Origin of the sequence: Pectobacterium sp. CHL-2024 (assembly GCF_044751765.1) — a bacterium.
GTDB lineage: Bacteria > Pseudomonadota > Gammaproteobacteria > Enterobacterales > Enterobacteriaceae > Pectobacterium > Pectobacterium brasiliense.
Window position 1 is genome coordinate 117,294 of sequence record NZ_JBIXKO010000004.1, and the last position, 23,624, is coordinate 140,917.

Below are 23,624 nucleotides of genomic sequence, written 5' to 3' on the forward strand. Positions count from 1 at the left end.
TCGGGTATCGCCCTTAGCGCAGGATTGTACTATATGGTTAATCAACATACGGCTCATCAACGCCCTTTTGCATCACAACCCCCATTTGCTTCCGCTCAACTGGCCGCTACGCTCATCTCTCTGGATGACTGGGCGCTGGTCACGATGGTCGGGCCGGATACCGTCAAATATCTTCAGGGGCAGGTCACCGCGGATGTCGGCGCGCTGCCTGACGATGGGCACATCCTTTGCGCCCACTGCGACGCGAAAGGAAAAATGTGGAGCAACCTGCGTCTGTTCCATCACGGCGAAGGCTTTGCTTTTATTGAGCGCCGTAATCTACGCGACGCCCAGCTTAACGAACTGAAAAAATACGCCGTTTTCTCGAAAACGACCATCGCGCCAGACGACAACGCCATCCTGCTGGGCGCGGCGGGTGCCGGTATCCGCGAACTGCTGGCCTCTGTATTTAGCCAGCTTCCAGATGCTGAACACCCTGTTGTGCAGCACGAAGGGGCTACCTTACTGCATTTCGCCCATCCTGCAGAACGTTTCTTGCTGGTACTGTCTCCTGAGCACAGTGCATCGCTGCTTGAACAGCTCGGCGATAAAGTCAGCCTGAATGACAGCCGTCAATGGCTGACGCTGGATATTGAAGCAGGTCAGCCCATCATTGACAGCGCAAACAGTGCGCAGTTCATCCCGCAAGCGACTAATTTACAGGCATTAAATGGGATTAGTTTCAGCAAAGGGTGCTATACCGGTCAGGAAATGGTCGCTCGGGCAAAATATCGCGGGGCCAACAAGCGTGCGCTTTATTGGCTGGCGGGTAAGGCGAATAAGGCACCGCAGGCGGGAGACGATCTCGAATTGCAGCTCGGTGAGAACTGGCGTCGTACCGGTACGGTGTTGGCAGCCAGCCAATTGCAGAACGGTGACGTGTGGGTACAGGCAGTGCTGAATAACGATCTCACCGCAGAGAACGTCCTGCGCGTCCGTGACGATGCTGAAAGCCAGCTCACGGTTCAGCCGCTGCCGTATGAGATAACGGATTAATTCGACACGTTAAGCCACATCATAAAGATGGCAAATTTCTTCTCAGAACGATAACAGTGATAATGGGATAGAAGAGTAAAGCGTCCGCGACAGGGATGTCGCGGCTCGAGCGTACAGGGAGGTATTCACAGCGTCTTTACGATCTACCCATTATCACTGCAAGCCGTACGTTGCTGGCAATCATGTAAGGTTAAATATAAAGATAAATCGCCAGAAAGTGGCAGACGCTGCCGCCCAACACAAATCCATGCCAAATCGCGTGATTATAGGGAATGCGCTTGCAGGCGTAGAAAATCACTCCCAGCGTGTACACCACGCCGCCCACCGCCAGCAGCGTCACGCTCCCCGCCGCCAGCTTCATCACCATCTGATAGATCACCACCAGCGATAGCCAGCCCATCACCAGATAGGTAATTAACGACAGCACTTCAAAACGGTGAGCAAACGCCAGTTTGAAGATCACGCCCAGCAGCGCCATGCTCCAGATGACGACCATCAGGCCATGCGCCAACGGCGAATTCAGCCCTACCAGCAAAAACGGCGTATAGGTTCCGGCAATCAACAGATAGATAGCGCAGTGGTCAAATTTCTTCAGCCACGGCTTAATACGCTGAGACGGAATCGCGTGATACAACGTCGATGCCAAAAATAGCAGGATAATGCTGCCGCCATAGAGGCTGTAGCTGGTAATCGCCACGCTGCCAGCATCATTGTTGACCGCCTGCACCAGCAATAACACCAACCCCACAATCCCGAAAATTACACCGATTCCGTGGCTTATGCTGTTCGCAATTTCCTCTGCCAGAGAGTAATCCGGCATTTGTTCATTTTTTGACATCAATCGATTCCGCTGTATTCAACAGTACACGTCGTGTGCTGACGTTATCCACCTTACCTTTCCCCTTTTCACGCAGGGATGCAGACGTAGGTGTTTAACCTTTGAGCAGATTAACTGAGAATAGTTTCAGTGTACACGTGTAAGCTAAAATATTTACACTCACCTGACTTCCGGCTTTCTCTCTCATTTAGCGTGTAATCATTCATGTCAATCTCGGGCGACATCCCCTACAATGATCGACGTTGATATCTCCCTGTTTTTTGAAGGGCTCTGCCGTTTTTACCGGTTATTCGCATTAACGGTCATCCGGTTCTGACGCTCACAGCGCCTTCCTGTAGTTTTCACTACATGTCGTTTTGGTTTTCACTACATATCGTTTCACTGCATGATTTTTACTGCATCGTGTTCACTGCAAGAGGTAAGTTTTTCATGTCATCTGCCCCATCTACTCTGAATTTCGGCTCCATGACCGATGTCTTCGGCTTTCTGATAGAAATCGATAAATTAAAAAGCGTGCAGCGCCGTAACAAAATTATCGGCAGCGAACGTCACGAAGATTCTGCCGAACACAGCTGGCACTTTGCCGTCGCGGCCATGGCGCTGGCACCTTATGCCGGTGAAGGCGTAGATATCCAGCGCGTGATCCAAATGGCGCTGATTCACGACATCGTCGAAATCGATGCAGGCGATGTGCTCGTTTACGATCTTTCCGCTCGTCTGGCAATTCACGATCAGGAAGTCGCCGCCGCTGCCCGTATTTTCGGCCTGCTGCCCGAGCCACAGCGTCAGCAATTCCACGATCTGTGGGAAGAATACGAAGCGAATGAAACCCCCAGCGCCCAGTTCGCTCTGGTGCTTGACCGCGTTATGCCGATGCTGATGAACCTGTCTAACGGCGGCCAAAGCTGGGTAGAAAACGGTATCCGTCTGGAACAGGTTCTTGACCGCGCCGAGTTCATCGCCACGATCAACCCGGAACTGTGGCAATACCTCCAGCAACACCTGGAAGACGCCAAAGCCAAGGGCTGGTTGCTATAATTCGGTTTTCTCGCTAGACGCCCCGTCGCCGGGCATGCATGTCAGGAGGGGGTGATGTCTTTAAAAACAATCGCAAATAACCTGGGTTTGTCGGTGGCGGCGGTGAGTCGTGCGCTGAACGGCCATCGGGATATCTCCGACGCCACGCGCCAGCGTATTCAGGAAGAAGCGGCGCGTATTGGCTATCGCCCCAATACGCACGCACGCCGCCTCAAAATGGGCAAAAGCAACGCTGTCGGGCTGGTCTATCCCTACGCCTCTTCCCTGAGTAACGATATCTTTTTCGAGATGATTGGCGCGATCAGCCGCAAACTGGCACAGCATGAGGTCGATTTTCTCCTGCTTGCTGACGAGCAAGACGCCTGTCAGGGTGCAGCCCGGTTGATCGCCAGCCGCCGTATCGACGCGCTGATCGTGGCGCATACATGCGAGCAGGATGCACGACTGACCTTATTGCAACGTCACAACGTCCCGTTTCTGGCGCTGGGGCGCAGCCAGCTTCCTCACCCTTACGCCTGGTTCGATTTTGACAACCGCGCAGGCATGGCGTTAGCAACAGAGCACCTGATCGCGCTCGGGCATCGCCGTATCGCCATGTTAAGCGAAGATCACCCGCAGGCATTTATCATGCAGCGTCGTCAGGGCTATCGCGATACTCTGCAACGCCACGACCTGCCGTTTCACGACGCCTATCTGCGCTGTGTGAACCCCACACGCCGCGCGGGCTATCAGGCCATGCTCGACCTTCTGGCGCTGCCTGAGCCGCCCACCGCGATGGTGATGGACGGCAACGTCCACGGCGACGGTGCCGTTGCGGCATTGCAGCAGGCGGGTCGGCTTTCCGGTTCACACCCCATCGCATTAGTGATGTATGACGGCTTGCCGCAAGACAGCCTGACCGACATCACCGTGACCGCCATCGAACAGGCAACTCGCGAGCAGGTTGGCGAACAAATTGCCAGCATGATACAGGCGCTGATCGCGGGCGAAGCCGTAGAAAACTTGCAGGAGTTATGGCAGCCAACGTTACGCCTCGGTAACACGAGCTTTCCCGCCTAATCTATTCCGTTATCGACCACGTTTAATAAAGTCATCGGTTGGTTTGCTACGCCAGCCGTCAGCAAGATGATCTTCACCTCCTCATCGCAACCTTTTTCCATTTTCTAACGATTATTTTAACAATATCACATTTCTTAAACGTTTAAGTTGATGACTTAAACGTTTAAGTTTTCACTGAGATCCACTATTCGTAATTTGGAATCCTCCTCATGATGCGTGATATTGTTCAATTAACCAGCGCGCAGTGCGACGTCATCGTACGCTGCGCCCCAGCGGCAGAAATTCTTTACTGGGGGCCACGGCTACGTGGTTTTTCACCAGAAGATATCGTTTCTCTGCAACGCCCCGTCGCTAACGGTCGTCTGGATGTGGATCTTCCTCTGACGCTGGCGATGGAATACGGGCGTGGTCAGTTCGGTTCGCCGGGTATTGAGGGGCACCGTTCAGGCTATGACGCCGCGCCGATCTTCACGACGACGCAGGCTGACGTTCAGGACAATACGCTCACCATCACGGCGGAAGATGCACAGGCCGGGCTTCGCCTGATCAGTGAACTGCGTCTGGATCCGCAGACCGACGTCCTGCAACTGCGCCACACGCTAGAGAATCTGCGTGCGGATGTCTGGCAAGTACAGCGCCTCGCCGTCACGCTGCCCGTCCCGGAACGGGCGAACGACGTCATGGCATTCCACGGCCGCTGGCTGCGTGAGTTTCAGGCTCACCGCCTCACGTTGCAGCACGGCGGTTTTATTCAGGAAAGCCGTCGGGGAAGAAGCTCCCATGAATATTTCCCCGCCTTTATCCTCGGCGAGTCCGCGTTCAGCGAACAGCATGGTGCCGTATGGGGCGTGCATTTAGGCTGGAGCGGCAATCACCGCCTGCGTGCCGATATCAAAACGGATGGCCGTCGCGTCGTCCAGGCGGAAGCCCTGTATCTGCCGGGTGAAATCACGCTGGCGCAGTCGGAATCCCTCACGACGCCGTGGGTCTACGCCGCCTTCTCCGATGCCGGTTTAAACGGCATGAGTCAGCGCTATCACACCTTCTTACGTCAGTCCCTGATCCAATTCAGCGACGATAAACCACGCCCGGTACACCTCAATACGTGGGAAGGGATCTATTTCGATCACTCCCCCGAGTACATCATGCAGATGGCGAGCAAGGCCGCCGACGTCGGCGTGGAGCGCTTCATTATCGATGACGGCTGGTTCCGTGGGCGTCACCACGACCAAGCCGCGCTCGGCGATTGGTATCTGGACGAGGAAAAATACCCTAACGGACTGATGCCGGTGATTGAGCATGTCAAAGCCCTGGGGATGGAGTTCGGCATTTGGGTCGAACCGGAGATGATCAACCCCGATTCCGACCTGTTCCGTGCACACCCTGACTGGGTGCTGCAATTGCCCGGCTACACACAGCCAACAGGCCGCTATCAGTACGTGCTGAATTTAAACCAGCCCGAGGCCTTCGCGTATCTGCTGGAGCGGCTGAGCTGGCTACTGGGTGAGCACCCGGTCGATTATGTGAAGTGGGATATGAACCGCGAACTGGTACAACCCGGCCATGAAGGGCGTCTGGCCGCCGATGCGCAAACCCGACAGTTCTATCGTCTGCTCGATACCCTGCGCCAGCGTTTTCCCCATATCGAATTTGAATCCTGCGCCTCCGGCGGCGGCCGCATCGACTACGGCGTGCTAGAGCGTACCCAGCGCTTCTGGGTGTCGGATAACAACGACGCGCTGGAGCGCCAGACTATCCAACGCGGCATGAGCTACTTCTTTCCACCAGAAGTCATGGGGCAACACATCGGGCATGCTCGCTGCCACGCTACCTATCGGCGTCATACCATCGCCTTTCGCGGCCTGACCGCCCTGTTCGGCCATATGGGCATCGAGCTGGATCCCGTGAAGGCTGACGACGACGAGCTGGAAGGCTATCGCCATTACATCCAGCTACACAAAACGCTGCGCCCGCTGCTGCACGGCGGCACCACCTGGCGGGTCGAGATGCCGGACGATACGGTGCAGGTCACCGGTGTGGTGAGCAACGATCGGCAGCATGCCGTTTTCCAGGTAGCTCAGCTACGCATGCCGGCTTATTCGCTGGCGGGTACGCTCCGCTTCCCCGGTCTACAGCCCGACGCACGCTATGAAGTCACGCTGCTGGATGGTCCGGAAATCAAAACGGTGCGTGAAGGCGGCGGCACTATGCGTGAGCTTCCACCGTGGTTACGTCAGCCAATCGTGGTTTCCGGCGACTGGCTGATGCAGGCCGGTCTTGCCCTCCCCGTTCTGACGCCGGAGACCGCCATTCTGATCGGGCTTTCCGCGGTGCCGGATACCGTCAGTAAATAACCTTTTCTTTGCCTTACCAATACACAACACGACCGCGCGGGACAGCATTGTCCCGCGTCATGATAACGTCTACCCCTTGGGGGGAAATACAGATGCCTACTACCTCGTGCTACTACAAAAACAATCGTAACTTCTGGATTTTCGGTGCGTTCTTCTTTCTTTATTTTTTTATCATGGCCACGTGCTTTCCGTTTTTACCGATCTGGCTGGCGGACGTTATCGGGCTTAACAAAACCGATACCGGTATCGTGTTTTCCTTCCTGTCCTTGTTCGCAATCCTGTTTCAGCCGTTCCTCGGTATCCTGTCCGACAAATTAGGGATGAAGAAGCACCTGCTCTGGGTGATCTCTGTGCTGTTACTCTTTTTTGCTCCTTTCTTTCTGTATGTCTTCGCTCCGCTATTAAAAATCAACGTGATACTGGGTGCGTTAGTCGGTGGGCTGTATATCGGGTTCTCTTTCAGTGCGGGAGCCGGAGCCATTGAAGCCTACATTGAGCGCATTAGCCGACAGCACCACTTTGAGTACGGCAAGGCGCGCATGTTTGGCTGTTTTGGCTGGGGAATTTGCGCCTCAACGGCAGGTATGCTGTTTAACATTAACCCCGATATCGTGTTCTGGATGGGATCCGGCTCGGCGATTATCTTGATCGTGTTGCTGTGTCTGGCGAAGACGGAAAGCAACCCGACCGTCGCCGTCATGGACTCGCTCGGGGCTAACGCCTCGCCTTTTAGTGTGAAGCTGGCGTTAGGTTTGCTGGCTAACCGTCAGTTCTGGCTGCTGGTGCTGTATGTGGTCGGCGTCGCCTGCATTTATGACGTCTACGATCAGCAATTCGCTAACTTCTTTAAATCGTTCTTTAGTTCGCAGGAACAGGGCAACCAGATCTTTGGTTTTGTCACCACCGCAGGGGAAGCCGCAAATGCGCTGGTGATGTTCTGTACGCCGTGGCTTATTAACCGGATCGGCGCTAAAAATGCGCTTTTAGTGGCAGGAACGATTATGTCGATCAGGATTTTGGGATCGGCCTGTGCCACGTCCGTCACGGAGGTGATCATACTGAAAATGCTGCACGCCTTCGAAGTGCCGCTGCTGCTTATCGGGATTTTCAAATACATCGCCAATACGTTTGATTCGCGCCTTTCGGCCACGATTTATCTGGTGGGCTTCCAGTTCGCCAAGCAGTTTATGGCGATATTCCTCTCCTCCGTCGCAGGCAACCTGTACGACCGAATTGGCTTCAACCAGACTTACCTTATTCTGGGCGGCATCGCACTTACCTTCACTGCAATTTCCGCCTTTACGCTGTCATCGTCACGCAGCCCGGCGAGTATGCATTCTCAGGCTGCGCATTAACATTATCGCGCCCCGTTGGCGTTAAGCCGATGGGGCGCGATGTGACTATTTCACGTCCCGCAACGCCGTTTTATCCACATAAGGCTTCATGATGCCGTCCGCCTCGTTTTGTGCGGCAGCGGCAGCGTCATCGACCTTTTTCGCCGGATCGTTTAGCAGCGCCGCCAGCTGGTTTTCCATCGCTTTACGCACCGCAACCGTTTCATAGGTGGCGTACCACGGATGGGCGTATTGCAGCTGTGACAGCGCAATGGCCGCACGCGGATCTTTCGCCAGATAGTCCTTCATTTCCGGCAGATCGTAGGCCGCCATGCGCGGGGCGAAGTAGCCGGTAAAACGACTCCAGTTTCCGCTCACTTCCGGGCTGACCAGATAGTTCATAAATTGCCAGGCCGCTTTCTTCTGATCTTCAGAAATCCCTTTGAAGCTCACCAAACTTGCTCCGCCGATGGTCACGCCACGACGCTCTTTTTCCGGCATCATCGCCACACCAAGCTGGAAATCTTTGGTGTTTTCACGCATAAAGCCCAGCGCGCCAGTACTCAGCATCGTCATACCCAGCTTGCCGGAGAAAAATGCGGCGCTGATCTGCTTGGAATTCAGCACGCCAGCGGGCATCACTTTGTCGCGATACACTAAGTCGCGCCAGAACTGGAGCGCGCCTTTAGTTGATGCGGTGTTGTAATACACTTCGCCCGGATAGTCGGCATTGTAATACGCCCCGCCGTTGGCACGCGTTAGCGCAGACAGCATCCAGCCGCCGTAGTCATCGTTCGTGGACGGAATCATGATGCCCCACTGCCCTTTTGCCGGGTCAGTCAGCTTCTTCGCTACCGCAATCACTTCATCCCAGTTTTTCGGCGGTTCGTTGAATCCCGCTTTCTTCAGCATGTCTTCGTTGTAATAAAGGATCGGCGTCGAGTTGTGGAACGGGATCGCGTAAGTCACGCCCATCACCTGCGCGTTCTGATGCAGCGCAGGCCAGAAGTTTTTAGTCAGGAAAGGCGTGGCCTTTTCTTTGCCGTATTTGAATAGCTCGTCCATCGGCAGAATTTCATCTTTGATGACCAAATCAGCAGTGAAGTTTGCCGACATAATCACCAGCGCCGGCGGATCGCCCGCTTTGGCGGCCGCTTCCGCTTTCACTTTGGTCGTGTCGTAATTGCCGGTGAAGATCCCACGCACTTCAACCTGATCCTGTGATTGGTTGTACTCCTTGATGATGCGCGTCATTTCCATCGTCAGCTTGCCATCAACCGGCGCGGGGAACATGAAATCGATACTCTCTTTCGCCAACGCGGGGCCAGACATCAGCAAGGCGATTGCCAGCGCCATCATACGGGGCTTACGCATTTCTTTTCTCCTGGGATAAATTACGGGCGGTTTGCCCGGAAAACCAATGACAATCCTGCGGTGAAAAATGAAGCACAAGGGAGGCGCCGACATCCGGCACGCCATCGCGATTTGGCCGACGGTAGCGAATATTCCCCAACGGCGTATCCACATGAATCAGATACTCCGCGCCAAATAGCTCCCGCTGCTTCACCGTTCCCGACAATGACAAGTCGCCGTCTGACGCGGCGTGTTCAGTAATATGCTCAGGGCGGATCCCGAGCAGCACACTGGTTAATGAACGCGTTTCATCACTGGCGGGCAACGCCACAGACAATGCCTGTAGAAATGCCTGTCCATCAGCACAAGGCAGCGTCACCATATTCATCGCGGGCGTGCCGATAAATCCGGCGACAAAGACGTTAGCCGGGTGCGAATACAGCTGTTCCGGCGTGCCAACCTGTTGCAGCACGCCGCGATCGAGCACAGCGATTCTGTCCGCCATCGTCATCGCCTCGATCTGATCGTGCGTGACGTAAACGGTGGTTGTTTTCAACTGCCGGTGCAGATCCATAATGCCGTCCCGCACGTCGCTGCGCAGGCGGGCATCCAGATTCGACAGCGGCTCATCCATCAAAAACAAGCGCGGATCGCGCACGATCGCCCGCGCCATTGCTACGCGCTGGCGCTGACCACCGGACAGTTTTCCCGGTTTGCGTTTCAGTAGCGGTTCAAGCTGAAGCAGGCTGGCAACGCGCTGCACGCGCTGTGGATACTCCGCTTTCGGCTCACCGCGCATCCGCATCCCGAAAGTGATGTTCTGCTCGACCGTCAGGTGCGGAAACAGCGCGTAGTTCTGGAAGATCATCGAGAAATTGCGCTGCTTCGGGCTCCACGTCGTAATGTCATCGTCACCCAGCAGGATTTGCCCATCGCTCACGTCTTCCAGACCGGCCAGCATACGCAGCAGCGTACTTTTGCCGCAGCCGGACGGCCCGACCAGCACCAAAAACTCACCGTCAGCGATATCCAGCGACAGCGAGGCCAGCGCCTGCATGTGCTCGAAGCGTTTACTGATATTACGTAACTGAATCACGGCCATTACGCATCCACCGGACAGCTGATACGCGGATCGTAGAGGTAAGGCCCAGGGTACGAGGCAATCGACTGGCTGTAGCTCACCAGCCCAGTGACTGGCACGTAGCGGTGCATGACCACGCTGGCGGGCTCCAGGTTGTAGTACGACGTATCGTCATAGTAGAAATACGGCACCTGATGGACGGTGCCCGGCACGGTGGCAATAATCGCCTGCCGATGCTGCGTCATAATCAGGCGGTGCGTATGTCCACAGAAGATCCTCGTCAGCTGCGGGAAACGCTCGATCAGCGTCAGCAGTTCGCTCCCGTTTTCGCAGGCGATCCGATCCATGTGAGCCGATCCCAGCGGGAGCGGTGGATGGTGCATGAAGATCGCCGTTTCGCGCGTTGAATGATCCTGTAATTGCTGCTCCAGCCAGCCCAGCGTGGACGGCGTCAGCCAGCCTTTCGCCTGCCCAGCCAGACTGGTGTCGATGAACAGCAGGCGCATCGGGAAGTCATCCACCGCATAGCGGATGTTCTCGGGATCATCGCCTAACTGCGGGCAAAGCGGGCGCATCGCGTTGAGGAAGTGCTGCTTGTCATCATGATTGCCCGGAATCACGTACATCGGGTAATCCAGCATCTGCAACACGCGCTGTGCCACCTGATACTCCTGCGGGCTTCCGCAGTTGACGATGTCGCCGCTAATCACCACCGCGTCCGGCCGCTCGTTCAGCGCGTTTAGCTGGTTAATGACCTTGGCGTTTTCCCCGTTAATATCAATAAATTCATAGAGCTTGCGCCCCTCACTGCGAAAATGCAGATCGGAAATCTGTGCCAGCAACATAACCACCACCTCTATCGTTATTTCGCCCGTTGGCGAACGCCGATCGTTTAAGGATCGAGATACACGGAGCGACCACGGGGCGAGGCATCCCTACGGGAACCTCATCCCCCGCGTTTCTCCTAAAAACCAGGCTTAATTAACCCGCATTAACCCATTCGCGATTCACTTAATGCCCGAGAAGCCGAAGCTGCTCAGGAACTGCTTCTGGAACACCACAAAAGCCACCATCAGCGGCAAGCACACCAGCAGCGTGCCCGCGCAGATCAATCCCCACTGCCCGCCCGACTCTGCGCCCATGGCGAACGAGACCAGCCCGATGGTCAGCACCTGTTTGTCGGGGTCATTGAGCACCATCAGCGGCCAGAGATATTCGTTCCAGTGGTAGGTAATGCTGACCGTAGCGAAAGCCAGAATTGACGGCCAGGTCATCGGAATCAAGACGTGAAACACCACCTGCCACCAGCGGCAGCCTTCCATCAACGCGGCTTCTTCGATCTCTTTGGCGATATTGAGAAACGCCTGGCGCATCAAAAACACGCCAAACGCCGAGGCGAAATACGGCATCATTACGCCAGTCAGAGTGTTAAGCAGGCCGAGCTGTTTGAGCGTCATCATGTTCGGCACCATCATGACGACGGGCATGATCATCATCTGAATCAGCAGCAGGTAGAACAGCAGCGTTTTGCCGCGGAATTCATGATAGGCAAAGATGTAGCCCGCCGTGGTGATCGTCACCAGCTGTACCAGAAACGTGCCGACCGCAAAGATCAGCGTGTTGGTGTAAAGCCGTAACCAGTCGGCGCTATCCCACGCATCGCGGAAGTTATCGAGCGTCAGCGGGAGACGCGGCAGCAGCGAGGCCATATCCACGCCAAAGCTGCTGGTGCTGACGGAAGAAGACAGCATCCAGATAAACGGGCTGACCCACAGTAACGCGGCGCACATCAGCAACAGCGGCAGCGTAAACCGCGTCGTGATGCGAAGCGGATGCCGATTGGCAACGCTGCGGTTTGCAACATGCCGAGCGTTAGCGCTTAGGTTCTCAACATTCGGGTGATCAACGCTCATAATGCGCCCCTTTCTCCAGCACTTTCAGATTCATAATGGAAAAGGCGAACAGCATCGCCAGCGTCAGGAAGGTAGCCGCAGAGGCTTTACCCAGATCGTGTGTGTCATTCGCCAGATCCTGAATGTAATAGAGCAGCACGGTCGTCGCGTTATTCGGCCCGCCGCGCGTCATCACAGCAACATGGTCGATCTGGGTAATGGCGTAGATAAAGGCGATGGTGACCACAAAGGCGATGGTTGGCCGCAGCAGCGGTAGCGTGACGTAGAAAAACACCTGACGCCGTGAAGCCCCTTCCATCAGCGCCGCCTCGCGTGCTGAAGCCGAAACGGCTTGCAGCCCGGCGAGAAAAAATAGCATGTAGTAGCCGGCGAATTTCCAGATACCGATGACGCTCACCGCCACCAGCGCGCTGTCGCTCATACCGAGATAGTTGTTGTTCATCGGGCCGAACACTTTCGCCAGATAGTAATCCAGCAGCCCCAGTCCCGGCATAAAGATGAACAGCCACAGCGTCGCGGCACTCACCAATGGAATAATCATCGGAAAGAAGAAAGCGGTACGCAGCCAGCGGTTAACCCGCGTGTTTTCCCACAGCAGCACTGCCAGCAGCAGCGCCAGTAGCACACCGGGCACCACCGTCATCAGGATATACAGCACGTTGTTCAGCAGGGCCTGCCAGAACACCGCGTCCTGCACCAGACGCACAAAATTATCCATCCCGACAAACAGCGGCGTATCGGCATTCAGCCGGGTGTCATACAGGCTGTCGATGACCGAGCGCAACAGAGGGAAATAGGTGAAGGCAAGCAAAAAAACCAGCGTCGGCAACAGCACAAGATAGGGAAAGCATTTTGCACGCATAACTCAAAGGCCGTTCAGTGTGAAACACAGAGGCCTTACCCTAGAACGCTAGCGTGTCAGTGGGGCGTCAGTTTAATGACAGTTTGTTTTCGAAAGTAAATAATTCGCTGGCTAAGCTGGAGAGACAGCCAGTTAGGAAAATTGAATTACCCTTTATTCTCTATATGATTTTTCAAATCAATCAATGAATGAAAGCTGAAAAACCGTTTGGCGTATTCCCCAGATATTTGATATCAAAGGATATATACCCGCTATACTTCAATTTCCATAAACATTGGCAATACTCAAATTATTTATAATATAGCTAATAAATATGGCATTTAATTATACCAACAAGCCTTACAGTCACCATTAGTAAACATTTAATATTGAATTATCATACTTCGATGAATTGTGAGATGGCAAATGTAACTGAGCAGGAAGAACCTCATGACAATATAAGGATGAATTTTTTCACTTGCCATATAAATTACAGTAATGTAATAGTATATAAATTCATATCGATTACATGGAAGTTATATATGGATGATTTTATTAAATCCTGTAAAAAAGCGCCTCGTATTAATGCAATGGCTAACTTCTTTTCCAACACAGCTTCAGGTGAAAATAACCGACCCTATAAGGATGTAAAACCAGACACAAGACTATTTTGCAATAAAGAAATAGAACATTTTAGCCAACAACTGATTAATAACAGTGGGTCATTCGTAAAACATTACTTCGCAAGTATTCCTTACAGTCTTGAAGAAGAGTGCCGACTGGGAAATGCAATTATTAATTTTGCGAGAAAAAATTCAAAAAAAATTAATGTTTACTGTCTTGGAATGGCTGAAGGAGCAATGGCGAGAACGATCAGCCAGGAATCTGGTGAAATGATAACCACATTAACAACCAGCCCCACAGCTGCCAATGAATCATCTTTCTATAAAAATCACACGCCTAAAAATGCATATTTTATTTGCACCCCATTCTTTATGGTAGATAAAAAACTAACCGAAGATAAAAAATATACAGTATTCAATGACGGATTTGATATTATCATAGAAGACACTACTTTCCAGATGTATTCCCCAGATAGAGATGCTCAGATTAAATTTACTATCAAATTATTAAAGAAAGATGGCCTTTTTATTTTTACGGAAAAATTTAAGTGTGATGAAGATGAGTATAATGCGAGGGAAATACAGAAAGACATGTCATTTAAACGAAGATTTTTCACAGAAACGCAACTCGACAGTAAGCGTAATGATGTTCTTCGTGTTATGTCGACTAATGAAGTAACTATTGAAGAAATGAAGGAAACATTAGATAAATACTTTAAATATAAAGCCATATATTGGAATTCCGGCAATTTCTATTCTATTGTAGCTTCGTCATCAGAAAGTAAAATAAAACAATTCCTATCCTTATTTTCTACACCATGCATACCATCAGAATATGTATATTGTGATTTACCAACGTATCTTTGATGGTATATAGATGATGAATCACCATACTTTATTCATTTTTTGCATTATTACATTAACTCAAACTTTTTCGATTGGCCCTGCTGTAGCACTTTTACTCACTAATTACTTTAACAATGGTCTTAAGTCATCTTTATCACTAAGCATTGCATTTAGGTGCGGAGAAGTCGTCACATTACTTACCGCATTTTTAATTACATCATTAATTCACTCATCTGTGATTTTGTTTAATTTTATGAAAGTAGCCGGGGGAGCATACCTTATATTTCTTGGCATCAAAGGACTCATAAAACTGATAAGAAAAAGTAATAATACCAAAGAAACCCACATCACAGAGACTAAAATTGGATTCTTATCAGCATTTCTAGTTCCACTAATAAACCCAAAGGCATTAGTGTTTTTCACCAGTTTCATCCCCTCTTTCATTTCTATAAATGCTGAATTTAGCTATGGCAGCCAGTTTTTCATTCTCAGCACTATCTTTGTCTTTCTCTCTTTTATCTCTGACATAATATTTTTATCAATCGCTTCAATCGCTAAAAAAATATCTGGAAGCAAACTCCCTTACATCATCAATTTAATTAGCTCTATTTTCCTTATGGGGACAGGTTTATTTTTTGTTTTAGATACCATATCAATTTAAGTAAAAAATAATTATAGAGAAGGACTCACACCCTCATGGAATATATCGACACATTACCGAAGAATAGCTCCTGATATCACACATATTATCTGAATTCGCGAGCCAGTACCCTACGAGCCGCAAAGCAGCCAATGCTATAATTTGAAAATCATATCTATACAGCGCATCCCACTCCCAGTAAGAGTGGATTGATATAAGCTTTCTTGCTGAAACAAGAAGCCATGCTTTTGATAGAAAGAGTGAGCATTAGGGGTTGAGGATAATGTTAATTGCTCATAACCACGTTCGCGTGCCTCATTCTTTATAGCGTCAAGAATCATTCCAGCCAACCCTCTTCCAACATACTCAGGTAAGGTAAAAATAGCCTCAACACTGCGAGAAGAAATATCAAGAAAGCCTGTAGAAACCGGTCTGTTATCTAAACCCACAACAACAAAGAACGGGTTAGTAGCAATAGCTCGCCTGTATCCCTCCGGCATGGATTCTGGTGTCCATGCAGCAATAATTGTTGCTTCATAGCTGTTCTTGCATCCATGGCGGATAGCCTGATTCCTGATCTCCCAACATTCTTCTGCTTCATCAGGCTCTGCAAGTCTGACTTTCATCTTTTCACCATTTTGGGCTATCCCTATCCACTGCTTATACCTAACTGATTAGATGATACAAGGCGGTATCTGAAACTATCGTTGATGCGATAACTCAGTGTCCGCCTATCACTGGCAGTAACAATCTTAACGATCGCAGTTAATTACGCATAGTCGCTCATCGGCACACACGAGCAGAACAGGTTACGGTCGCCGTACACATCGTCCAGACGCTTCACGCTCGGCCAGTATTTGTGTTCGCTGCCTGCCGGGAAGACCGCCAGCTCACGGCTATACGGATGCGTCCAGTCGGCCACCAGCTCCGCCTGCGTGTGCGGTGCGTTGACTAGCGGATTGTCATCCAGCGGCCATTCTCCCTGCGCGACGCGGTTGATTTCGGCGCGGATCGCCAGCATCGCATCAATAAAGCGATCAATCTCTACCTGACTTTCCGATTCCGTTGGTTCCACCATCAGCGTGCCCGCGACCGGGAATGACATGGTCGGCGCATGGAAACCGTAGTCGATCAGACGCTTGGCGATATCCATCTCGCTGATGCCCGTGCTTTCCTTGAGCGGACGAATATCCAGAATACACTCGTGCGCCACGCGACCGTCACGGCCGGTGTAGAGCACCGGATACGCCTGCTGCAAGCGCGTCGCGATATAGTTGGCGTTCAGGATCGCCATCTGACTAGCCTGTTTCAGCCCTTCCGCGCCCATCATCCGGATGTACATCCAGCTAATCGGCAGAATAGAAGCACTGCCGAACGGTGCCGCCGAGACCGCACCCTGTTCCGTCAGCACACCCTCGATTTTTACCACTTGATGACCCGGTACAAACGGTGCCAGATGCGCTTTCACGCCAATCGGCCCCATGCCCGGCCCGCCACCGCCGTGCGGAATACAGAACGTTTTATGCAGGTTCAGGTGCGAAACATCAGCGCCAATGTAGCCCGGCGTCGTGATGCCAACCTGTGCATTCATGTTCGCGCCGTCCAGATACACCTGACCGCCATATTGATGCACGATCTGGCACACTTCGCGGATCGTCTCTTCATAGACGCCGTGAGTGGATGGATAGGTCACCATGATGCAGGAAAGCTGTTCGCCCGCCGCCTGCGCTTTCTCACGCAGATCGTGCAGATCGATATTGCCCTGCTTGTCACAGGCGACCACCACCACGTCCATCCCCGCCATCTGCGCCGATGCTGGGTTCGTACCGTGGGCGGAGCTAGGAATCAGGCAGAGGTTGCGGCCAGCTTCATTGCGACTTTCATGATAGCGACGTATCGCCAGCAGCCCCGCGTATTCCCCCTGTGCGCCTGAGTTGGGCTGCATGCAAATCGCGTCATAGCCCGTCAGTTGCATCAGCCAACCCGATAGCTGTTCGATCATTTGGCGATAGCCCAGCGCCTGTTCCGTCGGGCAGAATGGATGCAGCTCGGCAAATTCCGGCCAGGTAATCGGCAGCATTTCCGCCGCCGCGTTAAGCTTCATGGTGCAGGAACCGAGCGGGATCATCGCCTGATTCAGCGCCAGATCCTTACGCGCCAGACGGTGCAGGTAGCGCATCATCTCGGTTTCGCTGTGATAGCGGTTGAACACCGGATGCGACAGGATCGCGTCGTGGCGCACCAGCCCCGCGGGGATCGTTGCCGCTTTCTGGCCGATGGCCGCATCAAGCGCGTCGATATCCAACCCGTGATCGTCGCCTAACAGCACCGCAAACAGCGCCAGCACATCTTCACGCGTGGTCGCTTCATCCAGCGTGATGCCTACCGCGCTTGCCAAATCGCCGCGCAGGTTGATGCCAAAACTTAATGCCCGGCTCAGCACCGCGTCCTTGTCCGCAACCTCAATCGTCAGCGTGTCGAACCAGCTGCGATGGCGCAGCAGCAGCCCGCCCTGCGTTAATCCCGCCGCCAGAATATCGGTCAGACGGTGGATGCGCCCAGCAATACATTTGAGCCCTTCCGGCCCGTGGAATACCGCATACATCCCCGCAATGTTGGCCAGCAACACCTGCGAGGTACAAATATTGGAGTTCGCCTTCTCGCGGCGAATGTGCTGTTCACGCGTCTGCATCGCCATGCGCAGCGCGGTGTTACCTGCCGCATCACGCGACACGCCGATAATACGTCCCGGCATAGCACGTTTATGTTCATCACGGCAGGCGAAGAACGCCGCGTGTGGCCCACCGTAGCCCATCGGCACGCCAAAGCGCTGTGCGGAACCGAAGACAATATCCGCCCCCTGCTTGCCCGGCGCAGTCAGCAATACCAGCGCCATGATGTCCGACGCCACGCAGCTGACAATCTTGCGTGCTTTCAGAGCGGCCATCAAGTCACTGTAATCGTGCAGTTCGCCGGTCGTCCCTGCCTGTTGCAGCAGAACGCCAAACACTGCATCGTCTTTCAACGCGTCTTCCGCCTTACCGACAACAATCTCAAAACCGAAAGTTTCCGCACGGGTACGCACCACGTCCAGCGTTTGCGGATGCACGTCGTCGGCGACGAAGAAGCGTTCGGCCTGTTTGAGTTTGCTGATGCGCTTCGCCATCGCCATCGCTTCCGCCGCTGCGGTTGCTTCATCCAGCAGCGAGGCAGAGGCCAAGTCCAGACCGGTTAAATCCTGTGTGACCTGCTGGAAATTCAGCAGCGCTTCAAGACGCCCCTGAGAGACTTCCGGCTGATACGGCGTATAGGCGGTGTACCAGCCTGGGTTTTCCAGCAGGTTGCGTAAAATCACCGGCGGCATCAGCACCGCGCTGTAGCCCATGCCAATGTAGCTTTTATAACGTTGATTGCGTCCTGCAATGGCCTTCAGCTCAGCTAGCGCCTCATGTTCCGTCACTGCCTCTCCCACCGCTGGCGGGCTGGGCAATTGAATGTCCACCGGGACAATCTGGCGGATCAGCGCATCCAGCGACGTCGCGCCGACCACCGACAGCATGTGCTGCTGTTGGCTGACGGAAGGACCGATATGGCGCTCGATAAACGCGCCGTCATGTTCGAGTTGACTGAGTGTCTGGGTCATTACAGTAATTTCCTGGATCAATCGTGCCTGCATCAATCGTGATCGCTGCCGCGTTGAAAGACGACGCGGGCGAATAAAACAAAACGCCCCCGGTTCAGCAAAACCGGGGGCGCGATAACTACTCGTCTTCTTCTAACGACGCCTGATAGCCTTCGGCATCAAGCAGTTCGTCCAAATCAGACTCATCAGAAATTCTGATGCGGAACAGCCAACCATCGGTATAAGGCGCGCTGTTGACCAGCTCAGGGGAGGATTCCAGATCGTCGTTAACTTCCACGATCTCACCGCTGATGGGCGCATAAATATCCGACGCCGCTTTTACCGACTCGGCCACCGCGCAGTCATCACCTGCGGCGACGACCGTGCCCACTTCAGGTAAATCGATAAAGACCATGTCACCCAGAAGCTCCTGCGCGTGTTCGGTAATGCCCACGCTGTAGATACCGTCGCCCTCGTGCAGCACCCATTCGTGCGACGTGGTGTATTTTAATTCTACTGGTACGTTGCTCATTGCATCCCCTTTACTAAAGTCGTTAATCCCGTGCGCTACCCGTCATACTTCAAGCTGCATGTGCGTTGGCTTTCCTCGCTCACCCCAGTCACTTACTTGTGTAAGCTCCTGGGGATTCACTGTGTCGCCGCCTTCCTGCAACCTGAATTATTTAGGGTATGACATAAGAAGTTATTCAATACTGAACGATGGCTTTTCCGGCGCGGACAAAGCCGGGTTTGGTGACGTGGACAGGCAGTTCGCGATTACGAATCTGCACAATCGCCTGCTCACCAATCCCCACCGGAACACGCGCCAGCGCGATGCTCACGCCAAGCGTCGGCGAGAACGATCCGCTGGTGATGACCCCTTCTCGCACCACGCCATCACTATCAGTAAAGCGCACAGGTAAATCATTGCGCAATACGCCTTTTTCCGTCAGCACTAAACCAACCAGTTGAGCGGTTCCTTTTTCACGCTGATGCGTTAATGCTTCACGCCCGATAAACTCGCGATCCTCCGGCTGCCAGGCGATTGTCCAGCCCATATTGGCGGCCAGCGGCGAAATGCTCTCATCCATATCCTGACCGTACAGGTTCATCCCCGCTTCCAGCCGCAGCGTATCGCGTGCGCCCAGTCCGCATGGCTTCACGCCAACTGCCAGCAGTTGTTGCCAGAAATCGACCACCTGCTCATTCGGCAGCGCGATTTCATAACCGGCTTCGCCCGTATAACCTGTTGTGGCAACGAAGAAATCGCCCGCCTGCTTGCCAAAAAACGGCTTCATGCTGGCAACAGCAGTCACGTCTGCATCACTCAGGCCTTTTGCCTTCAGGATTTCTTGTACTTTTTCCTGCGCCTGCGGACCTTGCACCGCGACCAGCGCCAGATCGTCGCACTCACGGATTTCAACCCCGAACGGTGCAGCGTGCTGCCCGATCCAGGCGAGATCTTTTTCACGGGTAGCGGAGTTCACGACCAGCCGGAAATGGTCTTCCGTGAGAAAATAAACGATCAAATCGTCGATGACGCCGCCGGAGGCATTCAGCATGCCGGTATAAAGCGCTTTGCCCGGCTGTGTGAGTTTGGCGACATCATTCGCCAGCAGATAGCGCAGGAATTCACGCGTTCTCACGCCGTGCAAATCGACGATGGTCATGTGGGAAACATCAAAAATGCCGGCTTCCCGACGCACAATGTGGTGCTCATCCAGTTGGGAACCGTAATGCAGCGGCATCATCCAGCCGTGAAAATCCACCATTTTGGCGCCATCGGCCAGATGTTGTTGGTACAACGGGGTCTGCTTTGCCATTCTTCATCCCTCTTCAGCGCATGGCGTTCAGGCGATAAAACACACTGCGCAAACGATATCTTATGACTGAACTTACCACCGACGCGCAGGTTAAACCACTCTCTCAGACATAAGATAAATTATATAGAAGACAAAGAAAGTCGAGCCGCCCACAAAAAACAAAGCAGCGTAATATTCTTAATAATTAACAAAAATAAGCATGTAAATTATTTAAATCAGCGTAAACCACAAATTAATGACATTAAAACTGGCTAATGCAGGCATTGGCACCCAACTGAAAACGCCGTTCGGATTAGATAATATAATGATAAAAACAAACCTAAATTAGATTTTTTCAATCAAAAACCAACAACGACTCCCAACCTGACTCCCTACCTTCCACCATCATCATCCGATTCTGTGAACCGTTTCTCAGGCGTCTTTACCTCAGTGCCAGCAAACAAGATGACATGGCACCCGACGGAAGGCGCTGAGACCCCAATTATCCCATACTAATAGCAAGGAATTGCGCGACATGCATTTTTCGCTTTATCAAAATCAAACGTGATTAGGAGATAGATGATGGCTAACAGAATGATCCTTAACGAAACGTCCTACTTTGGCACGGGCGCGATTGCCCACATTGTCGATGAAGTGAAACGACGGGGGTTCAAAAAAGCGCTGCTGGTGACGGACAAGGATTTGGTTAAATTTGGCGTCGCGACCAACGTCACGGCGAAACTGGATGCGGCAGGCTTACCCTACGAGATCTACGATGAGGTGATTCCCAATCCAACCATTGCCGTGGTGGAAAGGGGCGTCGAGCGCTTCAAGGCATCACAGGCCGATTATCTGATCGCGGTTGGCGGCGGTTCGCCGCAGGATACCTGTAAGGCTATCGGGATTATTATCAATAACCCTGAATTCGCCGATGTCCGCAGTCTGGAAGGCGTTGCCGCCACCCGACGCGCTGCCGTCCCGATTATCGCGATCCCGACCACCTCCGGCACGGCCGCAGAAGTCACCATCAACTACGTCATCACCGATGAAGAAAAACGCCGCAAATTCGTGTGCGTCGATCCGCACGACATCCCGATTGTCGCCATCGTCGATCCCGACATGATGATGAGCATGCCTGCCTCGCTGAAAGCCGCTACGGGGATTGACGCCCTGACACACGCCATTGAAGGCTTCACCACCAAAGCCGCCTGGGAACTGACCGATACGCTGCATCTGAAGGCCATTGAGATTATCAGCCGTTCACTGCGCGATTCTGTCGCCGGGAAACCAAAAGGCGTGGAAGAGATGGCGCTGGGACAATACATCGCTGGCATGGGGTTCTCGAACGTCGGACTTGGGCTGGTACACGGCATGGCGCATCCGCTCGGCGCGTTTTACAACACGCCGCACGGCGTTGCTAACGCGATCCTGCTGCCGCATATCATGGCCTACAACGCGGATTATACGGGTGAAAAATTCCGAGACATCGCCGTGGCAATGGGGGTAAAAGGCGCGGCTGAGATGACGATAGCCCACGTGCGGGAAGCTGCGATTAACGCCGTGCGGCAGCTTTCCCACGATGTGGATATTCCACCGAGGCTGCGTGATGTCGGAGTAAGAGAAGAGGATATTCCCGCACTGGCACAGGCCGCCTTTGACGATGTCTGCACCGGCGGCAACCCGCGCGATACAAATATCGATGAGATTAAAGCGCTGTATCGGTCGATTTATTGAAGTACGCTTAGCACCACCCGCAACGCACCGCGGGTGGTATTCGCTATCGTGGGATCTTCTCTTCAATACGTTGAATCAAGTAGGGATAAAACGGGTTCGAAGACAGGCGCAGCAGCGTATCCAGATCGACCACCAGCGCGGAACGCTCTCCTCTGGGGGTAATTTTTCCCAGCGGTAATCCAAACTCGGTGGGATTCTGTGAGAAACGGCCATACAGCGAATCCGAATCTGGGAACGGCAGCGATACGTGCGATAACGAATACACATCCGATGGATAGTCCATCCCCAGCTCGCGAGTCTGTTCCTGCACCGTCCCCGCTGCAACATCAAACGCCACGGCATGAGAACTGTTCGGCGCAGCGTTAGAAATCACCGTTGTATCATAATGGCGTGGTGTCGCGGGCAACAGCTGGCTGACAGTACCATTCGTCGATTCACGCAGAAGCGGGCCAAAATTGACGGTACGATTGACATCAAAGAGAACCAACTGACTCCCGTTCGCTGGCAGCAAGTTATAGAACGCCGTAATAACCGCACGCGTGCTAACGGTGAAATCCATCACCGATTGGAACGTCAGCACTGGCGGTAAATCAACCAACGTATTCGCTTGCGCTTTCCGGCTTAACTGACTCTGAAGCTCATGGGTTAACAACCAAGATTGCCGCGCACCATTTACCGGAAATGAGTTGTACTTGAAGGGATTAAATTCCGGCAAGATGCCCAACCAGGCAGACTTGGCAAAGGCCGGAAAGATAGCCGGTAGCCCTGCCAGCCCCGCAAAGCGTGCGTAGCTGGTGATACCGATCATAGGGGAAATAAGGATAAGCCGATCGGGACGCGCCAGCGCAGGATTATCCAACGTATCCAGCGTGTACTTCAGCGCCAGTGCCCCGCCGTTGGAAAAACCGACGATATGTAGCGGCAGCCTTTGGCCCTGTTGTACCGTCAGGTGCGATGTCGCCTCACGTACCGCCAGACGCGTGGCGGCCAGCCAATCTTCCCATTGCACATCGGTCAGTGCCCCTGGCACCGTCCCGTGCGCAGGCAGACGAATTCCAACAACAAAAAAACCACGCTGACGGTAGCGTTCCGCGATATGTCGCAAACTGTAGGGGGAATCGGTCAGGCCGTGCAACATCACCACCGCGCCTTTCAGTTCCCCTTCTGGCGATAGTTCATAGGATCGGTTCCAGTCATGCTGGAATTTCCCAGGATAAACCGGGCTACCCGAAAAATAGCGGTTAACCGGACGCTGTTCATCCTCATCCAGTTCCTGCGTGACATGTTGATTGACCTGCTGAAAGATGAGCGTCTCCTGCTTTAAATACGCAGGCCAGTCGCTTTTATCCAGCTCATCAGCCGACAATTCATCCGGCACATAGGTGTGCCAAGGCGCAAGCGGCGGCCCGCTTTGCGTATCATAAACACGAATAGCCAACAGCGTCATCGCGATAACGCCGATGATGATAAGGCCGCGTCTGATCAGTCGCCGTACAGATTTCAGCATGGTG

19 protein-coding genes are annotated in these 23,624 nt (G+C 53.1%); 8 read left to right on the forward strand and 11 right to left on the reverse strand.

The features are described from left to right. The first annotated feature begins 33 nt into the window (after positions 1–33). Entirely contained in the window at positions 34–1,035 is a 1,002-nt protein-coding gene (ygfZ, locus tag ACIPUG_RS08980) for a tRNA-modifying protein YgfZ (RefSeq protein ID WP_205536853.1), read from the forward strand. A 190-nt stretch (positions 1,036–1,225) separates the two neighbouring features. On the opposite strand, the gene ACIPUG_RS08985 is transcribed toward ygfZ, so the two are convergent. Continuing rightward, positions 1,226–1,873 (reverse strand): hemolysin III family protein, encoded by a 648-nt coding sequence (locus tag ACIPUG_RS08985; protein ID WP_010279833.1) that lies wholly within the window; start codon positions 1,871–1,873, stop codon positions 1,226–1,228. A gap of 429 nt (positions 1,874–2,302) precedes the next feature. Between ACIPUG_RS08985 and ACIPUG_RS08990 the strand changes: the two genes are divergently transcribed. The 4 genes from ACIPUG_RS08990 to ACIPUG_RS09005 all read left to right on the forward strand — a co-directional run bounded on the left by ACIPUG_RS08990 (position 2,303) and on the right by ACIPUG_RS09005 (position 7,679). Further along, positions 2,303–2,911, forward strand: a complete 609-nt coding sequence (locus tag ACIPUG_RS08990; RefSeq protein WP_014914174.1) for an HD family hydrolase — start codon at positions 2,303–2,305, stop codon at positions 2,909–2,911. Between the two features lie 54 nt (positions 2,912–2,965). After that, a complete protein-coding gene (locus tag ACIPUG_RS08995) occupies positions 2,966–3,970 on the forward strand; it encodes a LacI family DNA-binding transcriptional regulator (protein ID WP_400338189.1) in 1,005 nt (334 codons plus the stop codon). A gap of 209 nt (positions 3,971–4,179) precedes the next feature. Then, positions 4,180–6,324, forward strand: a complete 2,145-nt coding sequence (locus ACIPUG_RS09000; protein ID WP_400338191.1) for an alpha-galactosidase — start codon at positions 4,180–4,182, stop codon at positions 6,322–6,324. Positions 6,325–6,416: 92 nt separating this feature from the next. Continuing rightward, positions 6,417–7,679: an MFS transporter gene (locus tag ACIPUG_RS09005; RefSeq protein ID WP_400338193.1), complete on the forward strand. Its 1,263-nt coding sequence runs from the start codon at positions 6,417–6,419 to the stop codon at positions 7,677–7,679. Between the two features lie 45 nt (positions 7,680–7,724). Here the strand turns inward: ACIPUG_RS09005 and ACIPUG_RS09010 are convergent, their stop codons facing one another. From ACIPUG_RS09010 to ACIPUG_RS09030, 5 genes are all read right to left on the reverse strand, one after another. After that, complete coding sequence (locus tag ACIPUG_RS09010) at positions 7,725–9,032, reverse strand: ABC transporter substrate-binding protein (protein WP_400338195.1); 1,308 nt, start codon at positions 9,030–9,032, stop codon at positions 7,725–7,727. Beyond that, complete coding sequence (locus tag ACIPUG_RS09015; RefSeq protein ID WP_277517700.1) at positions 9,025–10,113, reverse strand: ABC transporter ATP-binding protein; 1,089 nt, start codon at positions 10,111–10,113, stop codon at positions 9,025–9,027. The genes ACIPUG_RS09010 and ACIPUG_RS09015 overlap by 8 nt, the downstream gene beginning before the upstream one ends. Continuing rightward, the gene (locus ACIPUG_RS09020; protein WP_039282154.1) at positions 10,113–10,937 is read right to left on the reverse strand and encodes a phosphodiesterase; all 825 of its coding nucleotides are present in this window, start codon (positions 10,935–10,937) and stop codon (positions 10,113–10,115) included. The genes ACIPUG_RS09015 and ACIPUG_RS09020 overlap by 1 nt, the downstream gene beginning before the upstream one ends. Positions 10,938–11,099: 162 nt before the next feature. Continuing rightward, positions 11,100–12,005: a carbohydrate ABC transporter permease gene (locus tag ACIPUG_RS09025; protein ID WP_039524635.1), complete on the reverse strand. Its 906-nt coding sequence runs from the start codon at positions 12,003–12,005 to the stop codon at positions 11,100–11,102. After that, positions 11,995–12,867, reverse strand: coding sequence for a carbohydrate ABC transporter permease (locus ACIPUG_RS09030; protein WP_039470781.1), 873 nt, complete (start codon positions 12,865–12,867; stop codon positions 11,995–11,997). Before ACIPUG_RS09030 ends, ACIPUG_RS09025 begins: the two co-directional genes overlap by 11 nt. A gap of 521 nt (positions 12,868–13,388) precedes the next feature. Between ACIPUG_RS09030 and ACIPUG_RS09035 the strand changes: the two genes are divergently transcribed. Both ACIPUG_RS09035 and ACIPUG_RS09040 read left to right on the forward strand, forming a co-directional pair. Beyond that, on the forward strand, positions 13,389–14,336 hold the full coding sequence (locus ACIPUG_RS09035; RefSeq protein WP_039515194.1) for a hypothetical protein: 948 nt from the start codon (positions 13,389–13,391) through the stop codon (positions 14,334–14,336). A gap of 10 nt (positions 14,337–14,346) precedes the next feature. After that, positions 14,347–14,976 carry a LysE family translocator gene (locus tag ACIPUG_RS09040; RefSeq protein ID WP_400338197.1) on the forward strand — a complete coding sequence of 210 codons (630 nt, stop codon included), beginning with the start codon at positions 14,347–14,349 and terminating at the stop codon, positions 14,974–14,976. 134 nt (positions 14,977–15,110) lie between these two features. Here ACIPUG_RS09040 and ACIPUG_RS09045 read toward each other — a convergent pair whose 3' ends face one another. The 4 genes from ACIPUG_RS09045 to gcvT form a co-directional block, all read right to left on the reverse strand. Then, positions 15,111–15,581: a GNAT family N-acetyltransferase gene (locus tag ACIPUG_RS09045; protein ID WP_320695987.1), complete on the reverse strand. Its 471-nt coding sequence runs from the start codon at positions 15,579–15,581 to the stop codon at positions 15,111–15,113. 143 nt (positions 15,582–15,724) lie between these two features. After that, a complete protein-coding gene (gene gcvP, locus ACIPUG_RS09050; protein WP_400338199.1) occupies positions 15,725–18,598 on the reverse strand; it encodes an aminomethyl-transferring glycine dehydrogenase in 2,874 nt (957 codons plus the stop codon). Between the two features lie 118 nt (positions 18,599–18,716). Continuing rightward, entirely contained in the window at positions 18,717–19,109 is a 393-nt protein-coding gene (gene gcvH, locus ACIPUG_RS09055) for a glycine cleavage system protein GcvH (RefSeq protein ID WP_010279785.1), read from the reverse strand. 175 nt (positions 19,110–19,284) lie between these two features. After that, positions 19,285–20,400 carry a glycine cleavage system aminomethyltransferase GcvT gene (gcvT, locus tag ACIPUG_RS09060; protein ID WP_400338201.1) on the reverse strand — a complete coding sequence of 372 codons (1,116 nt, stop codon included), beginning with the start codon at positions 20,398–20,400 and terminating at the stop codon, positions 19,285–19,287. Positions 20,401–20,961: 561 nt separating this feature from the next. Between gcvT and fucO the strand changes: the two genes are divergently transcribed. Continuing rightward, positions 20,962–22,113: a lactaldehyde reductase gene (gene fucO, locus ACIPUG_RS09065; protein WP_104209759.1), complete on the forward strand. Its 1,152-nt coding sequence runs from the start codon at positions 20,962–20,964 to the stop codon at positions 22,111–22,113. 43 nt (positions 22,114–22,156) lie between these two features. Here the strand turns inward: fucO and ACIPUG_RS09070 are convergent, their stop codons facing one another. Then, positions 22,157–23,620, reverse strand: coding sequence for an alpha/beta hydrolase (locus ACIPUG_RS09070; protein ID WP_400338202.1), 1,464 nt, complete (start codon positions 23,618–23,620; stop codon positions 22,157–22,159). Between the last annotated feature and the right edge of the window lie 4 nt (positions 23,621–23,624).